Source organism: Schlesneria sphaerica (genome assembly GCF_044336245.1).
Lineage (GTDB): Bacteria > Planctomycetota > Planctomycetia > Planctomycetales > Planctomycetaceae > Schlesneria > Schlesneria sphaerica.
Map to the genome: position 1 here is coordinate 3,960,187 of NZ_CP172346.1, position 22,751 is coordinate 3,982,937.

Annotated in this window: 17 protein-coding genes; 6 read left to right on the forward strand and 11 right to left on the reverse strand. The window is 58.0% G+C overall.

Annotated features, from left to right (window positions below):
* Positions 1-18 precede the first annotated feature (18 nt).
* From ACGY09_RS14360 to ACGY09_RS14370, 3 genes are all read right to left on the reverse strand, one after another.
* Entirely contained in the window at positions 19-3,270 is a 3,252-nt protein-coding gene (locus ACGY09_RS14360) for a spermidine synthase (protein ID WP_397568268.1), read from the reverse strand.
* A gap of 649 nt (positions 3,271-3,919) precedes the next feature.
* A complete protein-coding gene (locus ACGY09_RS14365) occupies positions 3,920-4,558 on the reverse strand; it encodes a hypothetical protein (RefSeq protein ID WP_397568269.1) in 639 nt (212 codons plus the stop codon).
* Between the two features lie 67 nt (positions 4,559-4,625).
* Positions 4,626-4,865 carry a hypothetical protein gene (locus ACGY09_RS14370; protein ID WP_397568270.1) on the reverse strand — a complete coding sequence of 80 codons (240 nt, stop codon included), beginning with the start codon at positions 4,863-4,865 and terminating at the stop codon, positions 4,626-4,628.
* A gap of 64 nt (positions 4,866-4,929) precedes the next feature.
* Here ACGY09_RS14370 and ACGY09_RS14375 point away from each other — a divergent pair, with 64 nt between their 5' ends.
* The 4 genes from ACGY09_RS14375 (at position 4,930) to ACGY09_RS14390 (ending at position 11,756) form a co-directional block, all read left to right on the forward strand.
* Positions 4,930-9,483 carry a PVC-type heme-binding CxxCH protein gene (locus ACGY09_RS14375; protein WP_397568271.1) on the forward strand — a complete coding sequence of 1,518 codons (4,554 nt, stop codon included), beginning with the start codon at positions 4,930-4,932 and terminating at the stop codon, positions 9,481-9,483.
* A complete protein-coding gene (locus tag ACGY09_RS14380; protein ID WP_397568272.1) occupies positions 9,483-10,277 on the forward strand; it encodes an amidohydrolase family protein in 795 nt (264 codons plus the stop codon). Before ACGY09_RS14375 ends, ACGY09_RS14380 begins: the two co-directional genes overlap by 1 nt.
* 16 nt (positions 10,278-10,293) lie before the next feature.
* Positions 10,294-11,073: an amidohydrolase family protein gene (locus ACGY09_RS14385; protein WP_397568273.1), complete on the forward strand. Its 780-nt coding sequence runs from the start codon at positions 10,294-10,296 to the stop codon at positions 11,071-11,073.
* Between the two features lie 281 nt (positions 11,074-11,354).
* The gene (locus ACGY09_RS14390) at positions 11,355-11,756 is read left to right on the forward strand and encodes a hypothetical protein (protein ID WP_373649541.1); all 402 of its coding nucleotides are present in this window, start codon (positions 11,355-11,357) and stop codon (positions 11,754-11,756) included.
* 564 nt (positions 11,757-12,320) lie between these two features.
* Here the strand turns inward: ACGY09_RS14390 and ACGY09_RS14395 are convergent.
* The 3 genes from ACGY09_RS14395 to ACGY09_RS14405 all read right to left on the reverse strand — a co-directional run bounded on the left by ACGY09_RS14395 (position 12,321) and on the right by ACGY09_RS14405 (position 16,752).
* Complete coding sequence (locus ACGY09_RS14395) at positions 12,321-15,380, reverse strand: WD40 repeat domain-containing protein (protein WP_397568274.1); 3,060 nt, start codon at positions 15,378-15,380, stop codon at positions 12,321-12,323.
* A 341-nt stretch (positions 15,381-15,721) separates the two neighbouring features.
* The gene (locus tag ACGY09_RS14400; RefSeq protein WP_373649538.1) at positions 15,722-16,168 is read right to left on the reverse strand and encodes a hypothetical protein; all 447 of its coding nucleotides are present in this window, start codon (positions 16,166-16,168) and stop codon (positions 15,722-15,724) included.
* A 140-nt stretch (positions 16,169-16,308) separates the two neighbouring features.
* On the reverse strand, positions 16,309-16,752 hold the full coding sequence (locus ACGY09_RS14405) for a hypothetical protein (protein ID WP_397568275.1): 444 nt from the start codon (positions 16,750-16,752) through the stop codon (positions 16,309-16,311).
* Between the two features lie 534 nt (positions 16,753-17,286).
* On the opposite strand from ACGY09_RS14405, the gene ACGY09_RS14410 reads away from it, so the two are divergent.
* Positions 17,287-17,919, forward strand: a complete 633-nt coding sequence (locus tag ACGY09_RS14410; RefSeq protein WP_397568276.1) for a nucleoside 2-deoxyribosyltransferase — start codon at positions 17,287-17,289, stop codon at positions 17,917-17,919.
* Between the two features lie 105 nt (positions 17,920-18,024).
* Here the strand turns inward: ACGY09_RS14410 and ACGY09_RS14415 are convergent, their stop codons facing one another.
* Positions 18,025-18,855, reverse strand: a complete 831-nt coding sequence (locus tag ACGY09_RS14415; protein WP_397568277.1) for an LCCL domain-containing protein — start codon at positions 18,853-18,855, stop codon at positions 18,025-18,027.
* Positions 18,856-19,460: 605 nt separating this feature from the next.
* Between ACGY09_RS14415 and ACGY09_RS14420 the strand changes: the two genes are divergently transcribed.
* Positions 19,461-20,477 (forward strand): cell division protein FtsQ/DivIB, encoded by a 1,017-nt coding sequence (locus tag ACGY09_RS14420; protein ID WP_397568278.1) that lies wholly within the window; start codon positions 19,461-19,463, stop codon positions 20,475-20,477.
* A gap of 62 nt (positions 20,478-20,539) precedes the next feature.
* Here ACGY09_RS14420 and ACGY09_RS14425 read toward each other — a convergent pair whose 3' ends face one another.
* The 4 genes from ACGY09_RS14425 to ACGY09_RS14440 form a co-directional block, all read right to left on the reverse strand.
* Positions 20,540-20,755 carry a hypothetical protein gene (locus ACGY09_RS14425; RefSeq protein ID WP_397568279.1) on the reverse strand — a complete coding sequence of 72 codons (216 nt, stop codon included), beginning with the start codon at positions 20,753-20,755 and terminating at the stop codon, positions 20,540-20,542.
* A gap of 54 nt (positions 20,756-20,809) precedes the next feature.
* Positions 20,810-21,112 (reverse strand): indolepyruvate ferredoxin oxidoreductase subunit alpha, encoded by a 303-nt coding sequence (locus tag ACGY09_RS14430; RefSeq protein ID WP_397568280.1) that lies wholly within the window; start codon positions 21,110-21,112, stop codon positions 20,810-20,812.
* A 315-nt stretch (positions 21,113-21,427) separates the two neighbouring features.
* Entirely contained in the window at positions 21,428-21,817 is a 390-nt protein-coding gene (locus ACGY09_RS14435) for a transcriptional regulator (RefSeq protein WP_373649531.1), read from the reverse strand.
* Positions 21,804-22,418, reverse strand: a complete 615-nt coding sequence (locus ACGY09_RS14440; RefSeq protein ID WP_397568281.1) for a hypothetical protein — start codon at positions 22,416-22,418, stop codon at positions 21,804-21,806. Before ACGY09_RS14440 ends, ACGY09_RS14435 begins: the two co-directional genes overlap by 14 nt.
* Between the last annotated feature and the right edge of the window lie 333 nt (positions 22,419-22,751).

Below are 22,751 nucleotides of genomic sequence, written 5' to 3' on the forward strand. Positions count from 1 at the left end.
AATCCGTCGAATCTGCCCCTACTTCGAGGTGGGGGCAGGTCGATCGAGGTTCTCGAAAATCGCTCGCGCTTGCATCTGACTTCGTTCCTGGCGGGATTTCAGCTCGGAACGATAGGACCGCAAAGGTCGCAGCATCAGGCGTTCGATGACCTGCTTGCGAACCTGCCAGTCCGTTTCCGAAACACCCGCCTCGGCCGCGATTGTCGACATGGCGTCGACCCCTTTCTCGACCGCGATCAAGCTCTGGTCCACGTCTTCCAGCACCTTTTTTGTCGATGTCTGGTTGATGAATTGACGGCTTTCCCATCTCGTTCGCAGGGTCTGGATCAGACCATTCAGCACGTCATAGCGCACGGAAGCATCGGGAATCGCCTCGGGGTGCTTAACCGTCGTTTCCAGGGCGACAGCGACGTTCCGGACAGAGGCATCCAGCGTCGGAGCGAAGTAAATCACGTGGAGACGATAGGCCAGTTCCCGCGCTGCATCTTCATCGCAACGTGCTAACAGGTCAGCGATTTCCTGGCGGGCGAAATAGCTCAGCAGCGGATCATTCGGTTCCAGAAAAGTTTCGACAGCGGCGATTTCCTGCCGTGTGGGCCTCTTCTTCAGGTTGACTGCATTTCCCAGCGCGATGAAGTAGTCGCGACGACGAACATCTTCGGGATGCAGTGTTGGTTTCTCATCAATGGCCTTCACCTGCTGCACCACCGTGCGGGGACGGTCCTGCAGTTGCCGTCGCAGGACATTACGGTATTCCCACCAGTGCGCGTCAGGATTTTCGTGAACCAGCTTCTGCTGGGTCGAAACTTCCCCCAATCGGCGCAGCAGTTCCAGTGAGACTTGGGTGTCCCCCAGCCATTCGACCAGTCGCGACCGTCGGCTGAGCACGATCTCGCTATCCAGTTCTTGTGGTTCGCTGGACGGTTGTGTCCAGAAAGGGGCCTTCGTCAATCGTGTTCGGGTCAGGACGGTCTGAACTTCCTGATGCTTGTTACCCCACCGCATCACTTCGAACGGCGTCTGAGATCCCAACAGGCCGTTCAGGGCGGAATTGGCGGATTGGTTGGATTCCGCACAAATTTCTCCCAGCGCATCGTGATCGTAAGCGGGCTGATTGAGCAGTGCAGACCAGTCGAGTGCACTGCGTCCGAGAATGCGTAGCACGTGCGGAGTTTCCAGCCGCGAGGCAAGTTCGCCCGGAATGAAGACCTCTTCCGAGTTGGCACCGAACAGCAGGAATTCGCCCGCAGCGGTCTCAATGGCGATCGTCTGGGAAAACGCCTGACGCATCGACTTCAGCACAATCCGCAGTGGTTCCGGGCCATAATCGAGACATTCAAATCGCTGACAGAAGAGTCCTCCTTCGGACAAACGGTGGGAGGCACGTTGATAGAACTCAGACGTGAATTCCGCCGCAGACGCTGCCAGCGACGAGGACGACGGGGTACTGAGAATGACGTCAAACGGTTCCGAAGAATCCGCCATCAGTGCCAGTTCCGGACTGACGTTCTGCACCACCACACGGTCATCCGACAGCGGATTCATTCCTGTCTGATTCGCCAGAGGGCCGCGAACCAGTTCAATCAAACTGGAATTCCCCTCGACGCAGACCGCTTCGCGAATTGGGAAATTCAGACACGTCGCAAGGGGAACTCCGGACGAAAGTCCAAGAAACATCACTCGGCCCGGTCGCTCCGACAGGACCATCGAATAAACAGCCTGCAGGACTTCCGGGGCAAACTGGGGAACGACGTCGGCGTTCTGGGTGACAATCGATCGCGGGATTCCCGCTTCGCGCAGATACAGCTCAGCGACCCGTCCGCGCCAGAGTGTCAGCGAGCCCGACGGGCCTTCCTGACGATGAATCAACCGCAAGTCATCCAGACCCGTCAGGTGTTGCCGGTCCCAGCCCGAACGATAAGCCACAAACGCGGGGGTCGAGAACAGGATTTTTGCTGTACGTGAGGCATCGTCATGGCTTTGCCAGGCAGGAAGCGACAGGGAGATCGCAGTCAGGCTGATCGCGACTGCGGCGGGTCTCCACGAAACGCTTTCTCTCCAGGACTTCATTTGAGAAGCGATGGCGGTGCAGAGCAGCGCGATGATCCCAATCCCCATGAGAGCAAACACACTCATGGTTCCCCCCAGCAGGTAACCGGCGATGGCGTGCCCGCACAGAAAGGGAGCCCCCCAGCCAATGTTCGCACAGGTGCGGGGTTGATGGCTCGGAGCGGCCATCACACCCAGAAGAGTGCCGAAAGGGACCGCGAGCAGCACCAGCAGTGCGACTCGACCGGCCACCAGCCAGGTGACGTTCGTCAGACGGGCGTTCATCCAGAGGGAGAGATCAACGATGTGCGGCTGGACTGCCAGCAGCAGACTGGCCGTCGCCGCCGCAAAAAGTCCACACCAGGCCACACGTTCCGAAGTCCGAAAACGACGCGGCAGCAGCGCAAGTCCACCGGCAACGCCGGCGATGGTCCCCGCCACCTGAGTCATGATGACGTAGCTGCCATGGGGCATCAGTTGGTTTGCCAGTCGCTGATGGCACGACAACAGGATTCCTAGGACGAACAAGGTTCCCGCTCGCAGCAGGAATGAAGCATCGTGCGGGGTGGCGGTGATCGCGGAGGATCCCGCCGTCGATTGCTCCGAAAGGGTAGGCATCATCAGCAGGCAGATTCCGATGACCGCTGCCATCACCGTCGCGGCAATCGCAGGGGCGAAGACACCCAGCCAGTGAGCCAGCATGACTCCGTTCAGCAGCAATCCGCAGGTCACCCCCAGTAAGACCAGGGGGAGCGACTGTCGGGAAGAGGAGTTTTCGCTGGCAGTGTATACAAGAACGGAAGACCAGAGGATGCCGGGAATCACCCACGCACCCAAGGCAAGAGCCAGCGAGACGAAGGATTTGGTCAGCGAGAATTCGAGCCAGGCGAGCGGGACATGACCCATCAGCATGCTCATGCTGTCCATCCACAGCGGATGCAGCATCGTCCACGCACACAGACACCAGATCAGGGACGAAAGAGTGACCGTTTGAGGGACATCGTCCGGGGCCGGACGCCATGAGGCGGCGTACCATAACATGCCGGACATCACGAGGCCGACGGCCAGTTGAACCACCGGATCGAAACCGAAGGTCAGGCTGAACTGCTGCCACATCGAGACAGCTGTGACCCCCAGGAACACCCCTAATGCGAAACGAACGGCGGAAAATGCCGCACGTCGTGTATCTACCAGCGCCAACAAAGTCTTGCCTGCAAACATGACGTCCCTGCCATTTGTAAGGCGATCTCTCTCGCGCGGATCCCATCCAGCGAGTTGTCCATCGGCGGTTTTTACCGGAATTCAGCGATTGACAGCAAGACCGACCTTGACCTCTCCCGACACTGATCCCGCTGCAGGCGCTGTGAAGGTGGTTGGCCACTTCTGATTCGAGGAAGCGGCGGGAAAATTGTCTGTTTGAGCAAGTTGAGCAACTTCAAGCCAAACCCCTATTTTACAGGGACGAAACGAAGTTGCTCATGTTGCGCAAATTGAGCAGGTTGAGCAACTTCAGTGTCACCAGTACGACCTCGCTGTTTGTGTTCAGTTTGACACGTGCTGATGCGGAATCGGAGAGGTGACCCCCGAAATTTTCTTTCGTGTTTTCCAGGCCCGGTGAGACGGGAGGGTACCTTGAGGTCCGCCGAGCGGGCCAACTGGGGTACGGCGTTCAGCAGTCGGCTGGAATTCCTGCCGAATTTTTCATCACTTTTATTTTACGGGAACGTGAAAATGCGTCAAGAGTATTTGACGTCGAAGAGCAGAGAGGCCGCGATGATCTCACCCACGCCTGTTTCCGCAGAAAGCGGATCAGCACCAACACGATCGAGATTTCGATGCCGGGGTCTGAAGCAGTGACCCTCTGCAGCGTTCAGCGCGCGAGATAGCGACTCAGGTTTGAAGTGACGAGGGCCGTCTCCGTCTGGGTCAGCAGCCCCCGTAGCCATTTCGACATCTGTGGTGAGATTCGCCAGCGTCCCAGCGCATCGAACAGGGGAGTCATCCGTTGGGGATCAATTCCCATTTGCAATTTGCAATCGATTGCCATTTCGGGATCGAGATCGAGGAACTGATTGACGAGCAGGAAGTCCCCCTGACTGGGCAGTTCCAGATAGAGCAGTCGCAGTTCGCGGGCAAAGTACGCATCCAGCGGCAGGGTCAGATCCAGCGGGCCACCCGCCAGCGCTTCAATCACATATTCGCGTCGAGATTCCACCAGCCGCGCTGTCGTTTCACAGGCGGAATAGATCACGCTTTCGTCCACCAGATCTGATTGATGGATCTCGCGGCTCACATGTTTGTGCCAGGTTGAAGCGAGCAGTTCCAGCTGAACGGCGGGAGCCACTTCCTGAAGAAACGAGACTTCCCGCAAGTAGCCCCGGGAGTTGTCTGACGTCCCCACGGCCTCGTGCTGAGCCAGAATTTCGTCGAAGGTTTGACGAAAAGCGACTCGAAAAGCGACGTAACTGAGCGTCGATTGAGGCAGCGGCGATTGGCAGATTTTGAGCATGAAATGAAGATGCCCCGTCCCCTGACTGAACACAAGAAAATCTGTCAGAAAATGGTGGTGAGGGGGTTCATTTTTTTATGTGGGCCGGATAACCGGTCACAATTGGAAAACTCATCCGCTGCTGGCCGGCAAGGTCCCCGACGGACCGTGAGTCATAGGTGATTTGCATTGAAAATAGGGGTTGCAGTTCTCTTCCACCGATCAGGCTGTGTGGATCGGTGGCAGGGCCCATGGGGAACAGATCGATGAACTGAATCCGTTCGGATGGCCACATCTGTGTGTTGATCACTGACGCTGAATTAGACATTTGCTTCCCCTTGGAACTATGATCGGACAAGACAGCGAGACTCTCATTTCAGTGGGACTACACAATGATCTTTCCTGCCAGTCGCCGTTGGTCCGGTTGCGTCCTGATCTTGCTTACGTCACTTGCCATGGCCGCGTCGGTCTCTGCCAGGGAACGTGAGGGGCTGATCGATCTGGAAGGCTGGAAGACGCTCGCCCCCCGTGATGAAATCCAGCCCGACTTTTCACTTGTTAAAAGTGGCGGCCCGGATGGGTCAGGGGTGCTGGTCATCAACGGGGATAAACGCGAAGGCCTGATGGGCTGGTGGGAGAAAACCGTCCCCGTCGAAGGGGCGACGTACTACAAGTTTCAGGCGTTCCGCAGATGCAAGAACGTCGCGAATCCCCGCCGAGCCGCCAGCGTTCGGCTCAACTGGCTCGACGAAAAAGGAAAGATTGCCTTACGGGACTTACCGGTCGTGGGACCTTACCACCCCCCCGGTCAGCCTGATCTTTCAACGGGAGAATTCCCTCCCGATCGCGAAACGGACGCAAACGGATGGACCGAAGTCTCTGGAGTCTTCCGTGCTCCCGCCTCTGCTCGAAAAATGTCGATCGAGCTGCACCTTGAGTGGGCCCCGGAAGGAGAGGTCGAATGGAGTTCTGTTTCACTCGAGAAGACCGAACCTCCCCCCGGCCGCAAAGTTCGTCTCGCCACCATTCACTACATTCCCACCGGCAAAGTTTCTCCTGCTGACAACTGCCGGCAGTTCGCTCCTCTGGTTGCCGATGCCGCGAGTAAGAAGGCCGACCTGATCGTTCTTCCCGAGACCTTGACTCATACGGGTACCGGACTGACCTACGCCGAGGCTGCCGAACCGATTCCGGGTCCCTCGACTGATTACTTCTCGACACTCGCGAAAGAGCACAAAGTGCACCTTGTCGTGGGATTGCTCGAACGTGTTGAGCACGTCGTCTACAACGTGGCTGTCCTGATTGATCCGGACGGCGAGATCCTTGGGAAGTACCGTAAGGTCTGTCTGCCCCGTACCGAAGTGGAAATGGGGATCACCCCCGGATCCGAGTACCCTGTCTTCCAGACACGGTTCGGGAAGGTCGGGATGATGATCTGCTACGACGGATTCTTCCCGGAAGTCGCTCGTGAACTGTCGAACAATGGGGCGGAAGTCATCGCGTTCCCCGTAGCTGGCTGTAACCCGAAACTGGTCGCGGCCCGCGCCTGCGAAAATCACGTCTACATCGTCAGTAGCTGCTATTGCGATGTGAAGCGAAACTGGATCATCACAGGCATCTTCGGACACGAGGGCGAGATCCTCGCTCAGGCCACCGAATGGGGAACCGTCGCAATCGCCGAGGTGGATCTGGATCAGCCAACCATCTGGGGGAATATTGGCGATTTCAAAGCCCAGCTCCTGCGTCATCGGCCCGCCACCCGAGACGAAGCCGAGCCCCCGACCAAGTCGCCCAATCCAGATCAGCGGATCAATCTGAAGCTCGACACACCTCCCGTCAAAGACGCTGCTCCGGCGGCCGAATCCAAGTCGACCGTGGTCGCGGCGGCAACCATTCCTGCCGAAACGCTCCCGAGTCTCAGAATCCCCCCTCACGAACCGTTTGAAGCTCAACAGACATTCCGCGCGGTCGACGGATTTCGACTCGACCTGCTTGCGGCTGAGCCTCTGACGACGGATCCCATCGCGATGGAATACGATGAGAACGGACGGGCCTATGTCATTGAGATGAGCGACTATCCTTACACGGACAAGACGAAAGACAAACCCTTCACGGAAAAAACTGCGGACCTGCCAATTGGCCGGGTCCGCCTGCTGGAAGACCATGATGGGGATGGCAAGTTCGACAAGAGTACGATCTTCGCGGCGGACTTGTCCTGGCCAACAGGGCTCGCCATCTGGCAGGGAGGAATCTATGTCAGTGCGACCCCCGACCTGTGGTACTTCAAGGATACCGATGGTGACGGCAAGGCAGATATCCGACGCAAGGTCTTCACAGGGTTCCACAAGTTCAACGTTCAGGCGGTGATTAACAACCTGCGAATGGGACTTGACCACAGAATCTACGGGGCCGGTGGAACGAACGGTGGTTCCATCATCCGTGTTGCCGATGGCGAGGCGAAGCCGCGCAAGATGGCGACCAACGATTTCTGGTTCGATCCTCATCACGAACAGTTTGAACTGATTTCCGGGGGGGCTCGATTCGGGCAGACGTTCGATGACTGGGGAAACCGCTTCATCTGCAACATCCGTAATCCGGTACGGCATGCCGTCATCGATGATCGCTACGTGTCGCGGAATCCGCTGCATCCGGTAGTCTCGCCGATGCACGATGCGGCCGAAGCAGGGGATACGCTTGCGGTCTATCGGACAAGTCCGCCGGAACCGTGGCGCGTGATCAATGCTCAGCGACTCGCTTCGGACCCGACTGTCATCTCACCGCGCAGTGAATCTGTTGCAGCCGGTTACGTGACATCGACGTGCGGCATCACTGTCTACCGCGGGGCCGCGTATCCACCCGAATACTACGGCACGGTCTTCCTCGGCGAAGTCGCCGCCAACCTGATCCACCGTCAGCGACTGACTCCCGACAGTCTGACGTTCCGGGCACAGCGCATTGATGAGCAGGAAGAGTTTCTGACATCGACCGACAACTGGTTCCGTCCGGTCAATTTCGTCAACGCCCCCGATGGCACGCTGCACGTGCTGGATATGTATCGCGAAACGATCGAGCATCCATGGTCGATTCCCGACGACATCAAAGCCCGACTCGATCTGGAAAGTGGTCGCGATCGGGGCCGGATCTATCGGCTGACCCCACCTAATTTCAAACCGACCCCGCCTCCGCGACTTGGCCAGGCCACCACAGCCGAACTGGTCGCGTCACTGGAAAATCCGAACTCGTGGTGGCGTGAAACGGCACATCGGCTGTTGTATGAACGGCAGGATCCTGCCGCTGTTCCTCTGTTGCAGGCCCTTTTGCGGAAGCGATCACCGGACAGCGTTACGGCGGTACCACCGGTGACCGCCCTGGGACGCCTGCACGCACTGTGGTCACTGGAAGGACTGAAAGCGCTGCGGGAAGAAGACCTGCTGCTAGCCCTGAACGACGCGGTTCCAGGTGTACGTGAGAACGCGATCAAACTGGCTGAGTCTCGTATTACATCGTCTGAGACCCTCGCCAGGAAGGTCATGGAGATGACCACCGACGCGGATTTGCGCGTCCGTTGCCGCGCCGCCTTCATCGCCGGAAATGGACACGCGCCCGAGGGGGTGACCCTGCTGGCGAATGTCGCGATGCGTGATCCGCACGATCCCTGGGTGCGAACAGTTGTCTTGAGTGCCGTGCCGGAAATTTCTGACGATCTGTTGATCGCGGTTACAGAAAACTCATTCCAGGTCATCGCACATCAGTCCGGCGCGTCTGCCGCAACCGAGTCTGCGAATGCGGAGACCGCGGGAACGGATGCCGCGGCGCAAAGCCTGCCACTGGCCACCATTCGTTCGCTGGCCATGCTGGTCGGAAAGCGAAACCACGAAGACGATCTGCGGCGAGTCCTCGTCGCGTTGACGCCTAAGACCAATCCCGGTCCCGGAGGGGCCTCGCGTCGACTGGTCCGGCGAGAAGTGGTTCTGGGACTGAGCGAAGGTCTCAGTGCTCATAACCTTGTCCTTACCGAAGTTGCTGCGAGACTCGAACCAGGTGCGTCGGCATGGATTGCCGAACTGGTCACGGAGGCGCGTGAACTGGCTCTGAATGAGTCTGCTTCGACGGACGCTCGCGTGCAGGCAATCACTCTGATGGGGCAGGGAGCCAAGGCAGATGCGGAACCGGTGCTGCTTGGTCTACTGGATCTCAAAGAGCCGCAGGAAGTGCAGCTTGCCGCGGTGCGTGCCCTGGTCCTTCACAGTCAGCCGGATCTGCCCCAGAAGTTGCTCGCCCAGTACCGGGGAATGACTCCTGCACTCCGTAATGAAGTTGTCCACCAGTTGCTGTCACGCGGCGCCTGGGTCGTGTCGATTCTCGACGCGATTGACGATAAGACCCTGTCGATCGGTGATATCCCGTTTGGACGACGAGCCACACTCTTGCGGCACGCAGACGAGGCGGTCCGGAAGCGGTCGCAGGCGATTTTCAGCCGCGAATCACTGAGCAGTCGGCAGTCTGTCGTCGAACAGTATCAGTCGGCCCTCAGTCTGGCCGGGGACCGCGAGCGAGGCCAGAAAGTCTCGCAGAAGATTTGTCAGACATGTCATCGGCTGGGAGGACAAGGTCGCGATGTCGGTCCCGCCCTGGAAACGATCCGGCATCGCTCACCCGGCGAAGTGCTGCTGCATGTGCTGGATCCCAATCGCGAAGTCTCGCCCAACTTTCTGGAGTATGTTGTGATCCTGAAGAATGGGACGACGACGTCGGGCGTGATTGCGTCTGAGACACCGACAAGCATTACCTTGCGACGGGCCGAGGGGGCTTCGGAAACGATCCTGCGAAGTGATATCGAAGAACTCTCCAGTACCGGCAAATCGATCATGCCTGAAGGGCTGGAAAAGCAGATCTCGCCGCAAGAGATGGCTGACCTGCTGTCCTATCTGCTGAGGAGCAAGTAATGCCCCGCATCTGGGACCTGCATTGTCACCTGGTCGGGACGGAAGGCCGAACGCCGGAAGAACGGATGACGACGCTGCTGTCGTACGCCTCGCGTATGGGCATTGAAAGGGTGTGCGTCTATATGGGAATGCAGTTTCTGCATCACCCCGGACCAGACGATCTGCGACAACAGAACGACGAAGTGATTGCCGCATTGTCTCATTACCACGATCGGGCCTTCGGGTTTTGTTACGTCAGCGGCGAACATGTCGAAGCCAGCCTGCGCGAGATTGACCGTTGCATCGAAAATGGTCCGATGGTGGGGATTAAGCTCTGGGTCGCCAAACGTGCGGAAGACGAAGCACTCAACGCGATCGTCGAACGGACGATCAAGCACAAGGCACTGGTCTTTCAGCACACCTGGGTCAAAACCGACGGAAGCCAGTTAGCGGGTGAATCGACACCCGAAGGGCTGGCCGCTCTGGCCCGCCGATTCCCCGAGGGGAACTTTGTCTGTGGTCACACCGGGGGGACATGGGAGCTGGGGATTCGCGCCGTCCGCGACCTGCCGAATGTGTCCGTCGAGACGGCGGGTTTCGATCCGACAGCGGGGATGGTCGAGATGGCCGTCCGCGAACTGGGTGCCGAACGAGTGCTCTTCGGCAGCGATGCAGGGGGGCGAAGTTACGCTTCCCAGCTTTCCAAAGTGCTTGGCGCTGACATCTCGGATATCGACCGGGCTCTGATTCTGTCGGGAAATCTGCGACGCCTGCTGGCTCCGATCGTGCGAGCCAAAGGGATGCGATTCGATTGAGAGGATTCTTCGTCTGATGATCGACACGAACGTCTCCATTGGTCCCTGGCCCTTCCGCAAACTCGAAGGAACTGACCTTGCCCGATTGACTGCCCGGCTGCAACGGAACGGCATCACACAGGCCTGGACGGGCAGTCTGGAGGGCCTGTTCGATCGGGATGTTGCGGGAGTGAACGAGCGGCTGGCGACAGCTTGCCGGCAGACGGCGCCGGGGCTGCTGGTCCCTTTCGGCACGGTCAATCCAGTGCTCCCTGCCTGGCAGGAAGACTTACGTCGCTGCGCCGAGATCCATCAGTTTCATGGGATCCGCCTGCACCCCGGTTTCCACGGATACGACCTGGGACTGCCCGCCTTTGAGCAGCTTTTGAAGGAGTCGGCGGAGCGAGGTCTGATCGTGCAGCTCGTTGCGACGATGGAAGACGAACGAACACAGCATCCCGTGTTTCAGGTACCGTCGGTCAATCTCACTCCGCTGGCGGCCCTCGTCAAACAGCATCCCTCGCTCCGTCTGGTGGTTCTGAACGCGTTTCGCAAACTGTCGCTGGAGGAGGCAGGCAAACTTGCCGCCGCAGGGCAGGTCTGGTTTGACATCGCCATGTTAGAAGGGGTCGACCGGTTGGGGGCCCTCGCCAGCAAAGTCAGCCCTCAGAGAATTCTACTCGGTTCCCACGCCCCTCTTTTCTACGTCGAATCGGCTGTCCTCAAGCTGCAGGAAACCACCCTGCCGACCCAGATCATCGAACTGATCCGGCAAACAAACGCCCAAGAACTGACCCGCTTTCCCACCGCGAACTGAAATGGAGTTTCCAGAGATAATTCCGTATCTGGGAATAACTCCGATGTCGCCTGGCCGCTGGGTTGCAAATGCAGCAAGAGGTTAAGCACGACGAGACGCATCATCGTGAGTCAGGCTACAGCAGGGAATTTGCAGGAGATGGCTTCTCTGGTCCTTCCAGGAACTGACTTGAAATCACGCAGGATAGCGCAGCGATCAAGACATTTCCGAACCGCTGGTCACCCAACCCTTGTCTTGTTACTGAGTCACCCGGCCGCGATTTTAAGAAAGCGTCTGCACTGATGATGGAAACGGACCTCGTTATTGAATCAGAATCTCCTGCAACGCTTACAAAGATTCGTCGTGCAGTTTCAAAGCATCTAACTGTGTATTCGGTGTATGCCGACAAAGCACCCGAAAATCGAGGAAGACGACGGTTAATCAGAATTCAATTACGACTGTCAGAGATCGAAAACACACGTGAGAACTTAGCGGCATCATTGAACCAGTTGGTAACTCATTCTGCAGACTTGAAACCCTACTTATGTGAAACTGCAGACATCACCGGATTTGTGCTGATCGCTGCTTCAGTCGGTTCTCATGATGTCTATGCGCGAACGATCGCGATTGGCGGAGATTTTCTTGATATCGTTCGTGCCCTCAACTGCAGCGTTGTTGTGAGCTCCTTCCCCGTCGGCATTTGATTAAGTAACAAGGATGACTGCATCATTCGGAGAGGACACCCGCCGATTCCGAGTCAGGAATCTGGACATAGAAAACAGGCCGTTTGATTCCCACCTCACGCATGGCCTGTTGAATCAGGGCAGTCTTTCCGATCCGACGGCGCCCAGTGACCTGGGCGAAAAACCACCGCTGGCGCGACAGCATTCGCTCCAGATCTGACAGCTGCTCAGTGCGTCCGTAAAATTTCCAGTTTGCCATCCGGCAGCATAAGATAAAGCGAGCTTATCAAAAAGAGGTAAAGTCGCTTTATCTTAATTGAGGAAGTGTTGCAATGCTTTTCGCAGTTGAGATTTATGGTGATTGCAGACACAGGTTTTGACCCTGTCGCCGCGGCTTGAAAGGGAACGAGCTTCATCTGTCGTGGGGGCCCGAGGTGTAGCCGCTCGATGACATTTGACGTGGAACGACAGCGTCTTCTCTTGCTGAAAGAGCACTGCTCTACCGTGGACGTTCAAGCGGTGGCAGACGATTGAGGAACTCACTTTTGGGGATTCCTCATGGATGACCCGACTTCTTGTCGTTCGTTATTGCACGGCCGTTTCAAGGACAGTTTTCTTGCCTTCCGAGCGGGTGATTTCCCACAGCCTCACGGTTTTGTCGTCGCAGCCGGATGCGAGATGCTTTCCGTCGGGTGAGAAGACGAGTGCCCGGATGGGACCTTCCTGCTGCAGTTTGATCAGCTCCAGCCCGCTGCCGGGGTCCCAGAGTCGGATGGATTTGTCGGCAGAGCCGGTGGCGATCAGCTTACCGTCGGGCGAATAGGCGACGGTGTCGATTTTGTTCCGGTGACCTCGCAGCGTGAGCAGGAAGTTGCCGGTTTGACTCTGGTAAATCCGAACAGTGCCGTCGCTGCTGGCAGTGGCGATCAGCTGCCCGTCTTTCGAGAAGATGGCTTGCTGGACAGCGCCCTGATGCCCCTTGAGCTGAATCAGTTCCTTGCCGCTGGTGACGTCCCACAGCCGGGCCGTGCGGTCCGCGCTGCCGCTGAGCAAGCGGCGGCCGTCGGGTGAGAACTGGACCGAGAAGACAAAATCGCTGTGCCCAACGTAGGTCCGGGCTTCTTTGTAGGTGGTTGCGTCCCAAAGCTTCAGGTCGCGGTCAAGCGACGCGGTGGCGAAGAACTTGCCGTCGGGTGAGTTGGCGATGCCGTGGATCTTGGCACGGTGGCCACGAATCTCTTTCAGCTGCTTCCCCGTGGAGCTGTCGAACGTGCGCAGAAAGTTGTCCGCAAAGTTGCCGACAGCGATTCGCTTTTCGTCACTGCTGAAGGCGACAGCGGGAAGTCCGAACCGGAACTCGTCGCTTTCCCATTTTCTCTCACGCCTGGTGACGTCCCAGAGCTGCAGCTTTCCGGCAGTGCGATAGGCACCCCCCCCTACGGCGAGCTGCGTTCCGTCACGGCTGTAGCAGAGGCTTGAGACCACCTGTTCCACACCGAGAGTCGCGGCCGTCACCACGGTGATCGATTCGTTCGCATCCCCTTCCGAGCTTTTCTCGCTGGAGCGAATGGGTTTACTGGAGTTTGAGCTGGCGGCTGCGACGGCGGATTTGGCTTTCCAGCGGCGCAGTGACTTGTCGACACTCCCCGCGATCACTTCGTCGGCGTTGGGTCCGAATGCCACCGCCGTGATGGCTTCTGTCGGACCCCGCAGCAGCTGACGTTCCTTGCCGTCGCGGGGGTCAAATAACTTGACCGTTCCGTCAAACGCCCCCGCCGCCAGCGTCCGGCCGGCAGGAGAAAAGGCGAGCGACCAGAACATGACACCTTCCGTCCCCGGCAGCGATGCCCGTTCTGTCCAGTCGGAGGTTTTCCATAACTTCACCGTCGCATCTTCGCTGGCGGTCGCCAAGGTACCGCCGTCGGGTGAGATCGCGACGGCCCGAATGGCTGCGGTATGCCCTTTGAGTGTGGTGACGGGCTCAAGGTCGGCCAGCGTCCAGACAATGGCGGTCCGGTCGGCACTTCCCGAAATCAGCAGCGCACTATCATGTGTGAAGACGACCGAGCGGACACCGGCGGTATGGCCAGAAAGGGTGGCGGCTTCTTTTTTGTCCGCAAGATTCCAGAGCTTGATGACTTTGTCATAGCTGCCTGAAGCGAGCGTCTTTCCATCAGGAGAAAAGGCGACGGCGAAAACCCAGTTTGTGTGGCCCGTGAATTCGGCCGACTGTTCTCCCGTGTCGACGTCCCAGACCTTGATGGTCTTATCAAAACTCCCCGCGGCGACCTGTTTGCTGTCCGGACTGAAGGTGACGCATGAGGCCACGTCGGGAAAGGCGTCCATTTCTCGGACGACCTTGCCGTCCTCGGCATTGCGCAGTGAGATGCGTCCATCCTCGCGAGCCAGTGCAATCCATTTCCCGTCGGGCGAATACGCAAGGGACTGAATTGCTTCCGGTTCTGGTGCATCGCTCGAAGAGGGTGTCGAACCGCTGTTGCTGGCTGAGGTGGACTCGTTACTGGAATTCACCGTGTCAGCCGTTTGTGTCTCACGATTGAGCGTTGCCTTTTCCGATTGCTTTTCGAGGTCCCACAAGGTGGCGGTGCCGTCGCGGGTGATCGAAACCAGCCACGCCCCATCGGGTGACATCGAGACAAATTTGGCGCTGCCATTCTCGCCACCCAGATCGGACAGCAGTTCGTGCTTTTCGCCATCCCACAGCTTCAGCTCGCTGCGATCGTTGCACGAAGCGAGCCGCTTGCCGTTGGTGGAGGTGGCGATCGAGCGAATCCCTTTCTTGTGGCCTTTGATCACGGCCGTTTCTTCTCCCGAGTCGATGTCCCAGACCCGGACCACCGCATCCCAGCCGACGGTTGCCAGTTGTTTGCCTGCCCCTGTGAAAGCAGCCCCCTCGATCTGCTGTTTATGGCCTTTCAGCGATTTCTCGACCGTACCCGCGAACACGTCATAGAGGGCCAGTCCTTCGGGATCTTTGGCGGGAATGATGGCCGCCAGCAGACGACCGGAGCCGGACAGGTCAATCGCCAGCAGTTTGGATGCCTCCGGCTCGTAAGTCCGCACAAACTCTTTTTTCGTGACATTCCAGACGCGAACCGTCTTATCGGTGGTACTTCCCAGGACGAGTTCTGTTCCGTCGGGAGACCAGGTGATGACGTTGGTTTTGGCCACGGGACCGGGCAGCGTCATTCCGACCTTGCCGGTTTTGGTGTCGACCAGTTGGACACCCGCCCGGGGCTCATTCGGTCCGATGGCCAGCCACTTTCCATCAGGAGAAAACGAGACGATCGCGATCTTACCGGGAAGCTCGATCCGGAGAGGGGCTTTCAGATCGTCAAGATTCCAGATCAGGACTTCCCCTTTGGCATCGGCACCCTCGGGCACTGAGACCGTGGCGACCGACTTGCTGTCGGGTGAGAATGTGGCGAACCCCCAGCCCGTGGGGACGGTCTCCGTCGGTCGAGGATTCGACACTTCCGTTTGAGGAGGACGGGAATTATCGATGAACTCGATGGGCTCGCTTTCAGGCCCCGGTGAGGCAGGGGGCTCTTGCGCGAAAGAGCTGTGATACAGATGCATCCATGCCAGACAGGCAAACGCGACAACCCGAACCTGTGTACTCATGATCCGCGCCTCTCTCTGACCCTGACCGCAATGTAGACGTGATGTCTGTAATATTATGTCCAAGATGGTTCGGGATCGCTAGTGCATTACCATGTGACGCGATTCTCTCACTCCCTCAGCGGTAACAGGCCGCGATGACGCAAACCGCCAGGTGGCATCCGTCGGGGGAAGTGTGCAGCCAGACAAACCGAGGGACCGAGCACTCGCTGTCGGACGGCGAAGATGCAGTCACAGACGGGAGTCTGTCTGGCGCGGGGGAAGTGCACGGCAACGAAAAAAGGCAGACAGGTCTTTGTGAGACCTGCCTGCCTTCGAACGATCGACCGTTGATTCAGTTGATCTTACTTCTTGACTTCGAAGCCTTTGGCGAAGGGAGCATCGGCGAAGACGAGTTCCGCCTGGGCATCGCCTTTCGCTTCACTGACTTTGGCCTGGCATTTTTCGCAGCAGAATCCGACCTTCACACCGCCAACTTCGACATTGGCATTTGGATTGAGCTTTGCACCGGACAGCGGGCATTTGGTCTGAGTGGTCTGGCCAGTTGCGGCGAGCTGATGATTGGCCTTGGTCGCAAACTTGGCGGTGTCCTTCTTGAAGGCGCCTGGGCATTCGCCGCAGCAGAAGTAAACCTTGCCACCTTTGTAATCGACAGTCTTGTCTTCCTTGGCCGGCTGGCCGGAGACGGGGCAGGTGGCCTTGAATGGCTTGGCTTTTTCATCGGCAGCGAATGCCATCACACCAACGGCCAACAGACAGCAGAGCATGGTACCGAGTTTTTGGATCGACATGGAATTTCCTTCTTGCAATGAGATGTGGTTCGTGAACCAATCAAAACTTGAACCGGATTTGTCGTGCCAGTCTCAGGACTGGCGCACCGACACACAGAAGACGTCTGAACAGACAGAGGCACAGAGAAGAGAGAAGGGTGTTAGATCACCCAACGGCAGAGCAGCTTACGGAGCGGTGGCCCCGAAGCACGCGAAAGATCGCGCTGCGCGGTCTGAGAAGTTCCCGATTCCGTGAAAGAAGGGGCCCACTCAAGGGTGCCGACCAGCAGGGAATTCGAACCCAGGGGTGCCGACGGCTCATGAGCCGACACGATGGCGGGAACCGCCTCGGCAGACTGACACTGGCAATCGGGGCGAGATAATCCGGTTCCGGTCGGCGTGTGTGTCACAGCTCGCGTGACTGGACGCTTGGGCTTTGCCGCTTTCTGTGCGGCGAGCCGAGCCTGACAGCAGGGGCTGAGTTTTGGCTGAGTGACGTGCGTTGATTCGGCCCGTTTGGCGCAGCAACAGTCCCGAAACAGCGGTGCCGGCAGCAACAGTGCTACCGCCAGAGCCAGCATCGAAACCAGTCGCACGATCCACATCAAAACGTTCAGCCTGATGAGTGTCGGAGAAACGATCTCCGTTATGATATCGAAGACCTGTGTCGACAGATAGAGGAATTCTTTGTGGTGGCCCGCTCATTCGTATTCTTGTCCAAACAGGCGCATTTTCTGTTTCTTCAGCAAATTCTGCTAGCGACCTGAGGGGTATGTGTAAGTCTCAGGTATATATGGGTTTACGCCGTTTTGCGTTCTGCAATTTGCTTTAAAGTCATATACCATAGATGTTTGTGTGAATTGCTGATCGCGGAGATCAGCGAAGCCTTGTCGCTGAGAATGCTTTCGTCAGCCAGCACGGAATGAGACGGGAAGGCGACGGACAGGCGATCAGTTTTTTTGCGTTCTCCTTGGGAACCGGTCTCACTCACATGACTGGTCCAAGCTGACAAAGAGATTGACGGAGTCGCTGGATTTCGTCCGAACATGACATTTTCGACGTGCTGGCTGACTCGCTAGACTAACCCTTCGCCGGACGGTGGCGTAACACCCGCAATTTGTTGACGGAATCTCGCTCGCATGCAATCACTCTGCGTCTACTGTGCCGGACCTCTTTTCAACCAATCCGAGCGGACGGAAATGACGGCGATTGCCGATGTGCTGGTGGAAGCGGGGCATTCCGTCTATTTGCCTCATCGAGACGGGATGGAATTTCGTCTGGTGCGTGAAGTCTTGATCGAACAAGGCTGGGAAGCCGCCCTGGCAGGGCAGTTCCTGCATGAGGCGATCTTCGCCCTGGATGTCTACCAGTTGGTCGTGGCCTGCGATGCCGTTGTCTGGAATCTGAATGGACGTGTTCCTGACGAGGGGGCGGTCTCTGAAGCGGCGATGGCGTGGACGCTCGGTAAGCCGATGATCGCTTATCAGGATGATGTGCGGTCCATGATCGCAGGCCGCATGAATCCGCTTCTTGTGGGCCTGGTCGACTTCACCTCCGTGCAGCAAATTCATGAGATTCCTGCAGCTCTGCACGCCGAATGTCGGCAGTTCCCACCCCGTAAGTTCGATCTGGAACACCTTCCCAAGCGGGTAAGGACGGCCGTGGCACGAGGGGCCGAACTCTGGAACGCCCTGCGAAAAGAAAGTGCCTATGGCGAGAATCGGATCATCGCCGAATGTGTGACGACTCTGTTCGCTCCCGGGGCCGCGTGAACACCGGCCGACGACAACTCGAGAAGAGTGGTACCGGTCGCCGCGTGAGCATGTCGCTGCCGATCAGCGGAGCGAATCAATCCCGTATCCGGCTGACCGTCGGTGTCACTTGATCGTATAGGCAGCGGTGTATTCCGAACCATCGCTGCTGGTGACACCGTTGGCGGTGGACCCTTCGAACATTTCCGGCGACTTGATAATACTAACGCTGACGGTCCCTTTTTCCCCTTCCTTCAGCACCCCGGCGTGGACTGCGGCGGTGGCCAGGTCACTGCTGGTGGTGTAGGTGCCGGTCCCGAAGACGCGGCCGTCTGTTTTGCCGACGAGATTGAACTGAAAGGTCTGGTCAATCATCCCGATATACTGCTCAAGATTTCCGGGGTCTTCTGCCGCCTCGGTCGCACCCGCTGCAGTCGGTTTGGTAGCAGCCGGGGTCACTTCCTTCGTGGTTGCGACCGCTTCCGTACTGACGGGGGTCGACTTACTGGCAAGTTCCTGAGGTGTCAGGAAGTGGTCGTTGTTCTTGTCGAGCTTCCGGAATTCGGTGAAGCGGGCTCGATCCCATTCGTACAGGCCAATCTGCCCATCGCCGTTTTTGTCGTACGCCTGAAACTCTTTGGGAAGCGCGGACGTCTTTGATTTGCGTGTCGGGGTGGTGTCCGCGATGAAATAGAGCTCATTGGGTGAAACATCGACATCATCACTTTTGTCGAAGCCGACCCAGTGAATCCGAATCTGTCCATCGCGTTTCAGTTCGATCACTTCGACGATGTAGTTCTTCTTGTCCCAGATCCCGACCAGCCTGGTGCCGACTTTTACTTTGGCGTCGGCGGGGACCTGTTTACCGGCAATGACGTTGGTGGGGATTTCTTCCTTGGCGATGGCCACCCCTGCGATCAGGGTGCACAGAACCGCAGATGTCCAGAATCGAAACATGCCTGTTCCTCAATCCTCAAAGTCACTTCCCCGGCCGCCAGAAGAATCACCGGAAACCGGGTCTGAGAACCAGTTGGGGCGCTCTCGCCGTCGGCTTTGTCCCGCTCTTGAGAAGGGGAGAAGTCGACCTGATTCGCTTCTTACGGTGTCGATGCCAGCAGCTCTACCTCGTCCGGTTCCTGCGGATAATAACAGCAGGGACTGATTCGCTGACAGAGAATTTCTGCCATTGCACCACTTCTATGATACCCCGGCTGTCAACTGAATTTTGGCTGAAGTCGTTTTGTATCGAAGTGTTATTGCTGCAGATCATGCAGAGAGCAGTCTTTCGGTCGCTTGCGCTTCGGCGATGGGCCTGCTGCTGCCGCGCCTGCTGTGGCGCATTTGCCGGATGTGCACCTCGAGACGCCGGAAACTCAGACACAGGGGGGATATCGGCATCAACTGCCGCTTGCTGGAGATCCGATGAGACGAATACTTGTTCCCGCAGCACGGGGCTTTCCTTGAATGGCGATGCCGTCCTTCGCTGTTTCAGGGACGGACGTGCAGAAGTTCCGGCAGATTGAGAACGTTCGTCGGTTAATCAGTTTAATTGCGGCAATCAAATGGCTCGTGCCAGGAAGACGAACAACGCGCAGGTTAAGCCCGCCTCCGGCAGCAGGCCCTGGCTTCGGTGGCTGTTTCAGCCTTTGAGATTGCTGCGGGTGGCTCTTCTTGCGGGTGTTGCAGCGGCGTCCCCGTACGTCGTCGAGAAACTCCCGGATCTGTCCCAGCGTTCGGAGTACCGGATCGCGTTGTCGCAGGTTCAGCTCGTTCCTCCACCCGCAGCACCGGTGCCGTTGAATCTGATTGACCAGGTTGCCGAGCAGTCCGGACTGCCGGACGAATTGTCTCTGCTGGAGAATTCACTGACGGATGATCTGGCCGCGGCCTTTGGTCGCCACCCGTGGGTCGCCGAAGTGGTCCAGGTCCGAAAATCGTTCCCCGCATCGGTCACGATCGAGCTGAAGTACCGCCGACCGGTGCTGCTGGCCAATGTCCCCGGTGGCCAAGTCCCGCTCGATGCCGATGGGATCGTCCTTCCGACGGCCGATTTTTCGCCCACCGATACGATGAACTATCCGATCCTGCGAAGCGTGTCGGCCCTTCCCAGGGTCCGGGCGGGGATGGTCTGGAGTGATCCTGCGATTCTGGCGGCGGCCCGGCTGGCGGAGACCTTGGCTGATAAGTGGCAGTCGCTCAAGTTCGAGGCGATCTCGATCCCACGGGAAGTCGATCCTGCGACGGAACCTCACGACGTCCTTCTGGAACTCGTGGGACAGGGGGGCTCGCACATCGTCTGGGGCCGCCCGCCTGGCAGCGATCATCCCGGCGAACTGGAAGCATCGCAGAAGATTCGCCGTCTCGAAAAGTATCTGGCGGAATTCGGCGACTATGCGCAGCCGAATGGACCCTACGAGATTGATATTCGACATTGGCAGGAAATTTCCCGTCGCCGACTGAGTACTGAACAGGTGCAGGTCAAACCGGCCAAGCCCGCCCGGTCGGAAATCAAGCCGCGCAGTGAACCCGCCCCCCGACTGCGTGAAGCGGGGATTCCGGAACCGGTAAGGATTCGCTGACCGCTGAAGCGATTGGGGGCGAGCCGCGATCGGATGTCTGGCGGTTCGGGTTGCGAAGCAGGTCATTCGCAGTTGCGCTTTTGCTGGACCGCGTGAGAAATCTCTTGCGCGGCCCCCGCCACGGCTCCGACGATGGCTCCGACGATGGCTCCCACGCTGCCGAGCAGGACCATGAGGAACGCACCTTCGTGGAGGCTGCCAATGAGCATGAATCCCAGTCCCGCGCCGGCAGCGGCAATCAGTAGCGAACTCACGATGACTGTCGTCAGAGTTTGCATGTGATGATCCTTTCGAAAGTGGAACTCGCTCCGTTCTTCCGTCGTGTCAGGTGATCATGACGGATGTGGAACGGACGGGGACGAATGTGCCTGATGCAGACTGGCAGCCGTGATGCCCGGGCAACACTGGCTCATCTGGCGATTCAGGCTCAGGTCATTCCGGAACTCGGGTGGCAGGCGATCGTCGTAATAGATTGCCTGCTGCGGGCATTCCGGTGCACACAGGCCACAATCGATGCACTTATCGGGGTGGATGTAGAGCATGAACTCACCTTCGTGAAAGCAGTCTGCAGGACAGACCGCAACGCAGTCCTTTGCTTTGCAGCCATGGCAAAGCTGGGTAACGACCATTGGCATATTTTCGATCCTTGATATTCTCGCACTCAATTCAGACGACAAACGTCACGACGCTTCCGTGCGTGGCGGGACGACCTGTTTCTCCAGACGCATTCGATGCCTGCGGTGTCGTTGCAGTTCCCGCTTTTGTCTCACACTCGCTGAGGTTTCTTGGAGAACGAATTCGACCCCAGCGACGATCCCTCGCGCCATCGGCCTTGGCCGAAACGAGGGTCGGTCACGGCGACCCCGGCATCTCGGGGGAGGTTCCTGGTTTCCATCTGTGGTGCTCCTGAACTTTGCAGTGCAAAGTGGAGGGGCAAAAAAATAACCGTTTCACGAGAAGCCAAGGCGTGAGGCGGTTGCTGCGTGTTTTTTCGCTGCTTCCGAAGCATCGGCCACCACACGCTGCAGCGCCTCGATATATTCGAGGAAGCGTTTGCGGCCCAGCGGAGACAACTGGCAAAGTGTCGTAGCGCGTCCGGGTCCCGTTTGTTTCTGCTGGATGATCAGGCCTTCTTCCTGCAGCACATCGAGATGGCGACTCAGGTTTCCATCCGTAAGTTCACACAGTTGCTTCAGGTCGACGAACGTCAGACCTTCACGATGAGTCAGCAGCGAAGTCATGATCCCCAACCTCGCCTTTTCATGCATCGAACGCTCGAGCCCTTCATAAGCGAAGCGGCCCGTCTGAGGTTCATTCGATTTGGGACTACGCTTCGGCATGTCGTCGTGACTCCGAAAAATAAAGCACACAGGCCATCAGCAGTTGCCCGCCGCCGAAGGTGGCTCCCATCTGCCAGGGACTCAATGGAGCAGCGTCGCTGCCGGACATCAGTGCCATCATTCCGGCACCCAGATAATAGCAGGCCACCCAGATCACGGACGATGTGACGAAGGGGATTGAGGCAAAAATACCGAGCGCGAAGAGGATCGCCCAGATTCCTGGTAACAGCGGAATGCTTTCCGGATGAAACTGAGAGATCCCCCAAGTCATGATGCCGCCACCCAGCAGGCTGGGAAAGAATTGCTGAAGTGCCTGACACGTCAGCCGACGTTCTATCCGGGATTCGCTCCGCAGGTAGCTGAGGCCCACTTCCAGCAACATCAGCGACAGGCTGGCAACAGCGATGGAAGACCACAACTGAATGTAAGCATCAGGATGCTGTTCAGGGACGGGGACCAGCCACGGCTGCACTGCTGCGGCGATCAATCCCAGCAGGCCCGTCGCAGCGACCGTGGTGGGACGATAACCGCGGAAACGTTCCGTCCGAACAATCTGTGTCCAGATCAGATCGATCTGTGCGGCCGCTTCGCGATATTCCATTTTCCCGCCTCTCACCTGCTGAACGGTCCTTCACTTTGCAAGGCAAAGTATCGTGTCGGGAAGCGCGTTCGTCAAGATCGGGATGGCAACCGGTCGCATTGCTGCTCGCCGAAGAAGGAGGAACTTACGATCCCCGGAGCTCACTCTTGCCCGGTCCGCCTGCCTGCACTTGCCAGGCCGTTGATCGCTCAGCGCAGCGCTGGTTTCCTTGTGCGAGCCTTGTCGCGTCCCCGTCTCGGAGGCTCGTACGCAATCTCCTAAAAGCTTGTCTTACGAAGAATTCGTAGTTTCTTCATCGATTCTTTGCAGTCGGAAATTACATCTCTCTTCACG

Coding starts and splice junctions, on each gene's coding strand:
- ACGY09_RS14385 (WP_397568273.1), top strand. CDS start 10,294: ATGATCGACACGAACGTCTCCATTGGTCCCTGGCCCTTCCGCAAACTC.
- ACGY09_RS14440 (WP_397568281.1), bottom strand. CDS start 22,418: ATGGAATATCGCGAAGCGGCCGCACAGATCGATCTGATCTGGACACAG.
- ACGY09_RS14395 (WP_397568274.1), bottom strand. CDS start 15,380: ATGAGTACACAGGTTCGGGTTGTCGCGTTTGCCTGTCTGGCATGGATG.
- ACGY09_RS14365 (WP_397568269.1), bottom strand. CDS start 4,558: ATGCTCAAAATCTGCCAATCGCCGCTGCCTCAATCGACGCTCAGTTAC.
- ACGY09_RS14425 (WP_397568279.1), bottom strand. CDS start 20,755: ATGCAAACTCTGACGACAGTCATCGTGAGTTCGCTACTGATTGCCGCT.
- ACGY09_RS14400 (WP_373649538.1), bottom strand. CDS start 16,168: ATGTCGATCCAAAAACTCGGTACCATGCTCTGCTGTCTGTTGGCCGTT.
- ACGY09_RS14360 (WP_397568268.1), bottom strand. CDS start 3,270: ATGTTTGCAGGCAAGACTTTGTTGGCGCTGGTAGATACACGACGTGCG.
- ACGY09_RS14430 (WP_397568280.1), bottom strand. CDS start 21,112: ATGCCAATGGTCGTTACCCAGCTTTGCCATGGCTGCAAAGCAAAGGAC.
- ACGY09_RS14370 (WP_397568270.1), bottom strand. CDS start 4,865: ATGTCTAATTCAGCGTCAGTGATCAACACACAGATGTGGCCATCCGAA.
- ACGY09_RS14435 (WP_373649531.1), bottom strand. CDS start 21,817: ATGCCGAAGCGTAGTCCCAAATCGAATGAACCTCAGACGGGCCGCTTC.
- ACGY09_RS14415 (WP_397568277.1), bottom strand. CDS start 18,855: ATGTTTCGATTCTGGACATCTGCGGTTCTGTGCACCCTGATCGCAGGG.
- ACGY09_RS14380 (WP_397568272.1), top strand. CDS start 9,483: ATGCCCCGCATCTGGGACCTGCATTGTCACCTGGTCGGGACGGAAGGC.
- ACGY09_RS14375 (WP_397568271.1), top strand. CDS start 4,930: ATGATCTTTCCTGCCAGTCGCCGTTGGTCCGGTTGCGTCCTGATCTTG.
- ACGY09_RS14390 (WP_373649541.1), top strand. CDS start 11,355: ATGATGGAAACGGACCTCGTTATTGAATCAGAATCTCCTGCAACGCTT.
- ACGY09_RS14405 (WP_397568275.1), bottom strand. CDS start 16,752: ATGTGGATCGTGCGACTGGTTTCGATGCTGGCTCTGGCGGTAGCACTG.
- ACGY09_RS14410 (WP_397568276.1), top strand. CDS start 17,287: ATGCAATCACTCTGCGTCTACTGTGCCGGACCTCTTTTCAACCAATCC.
- ACGY09_RS14420 (WP_397568278.1), top strand. CDS start 19,461: ATGGCTCGTGCCAGGAAGACGAACAACGCGCAGGTTAAGCCCGCCTCC.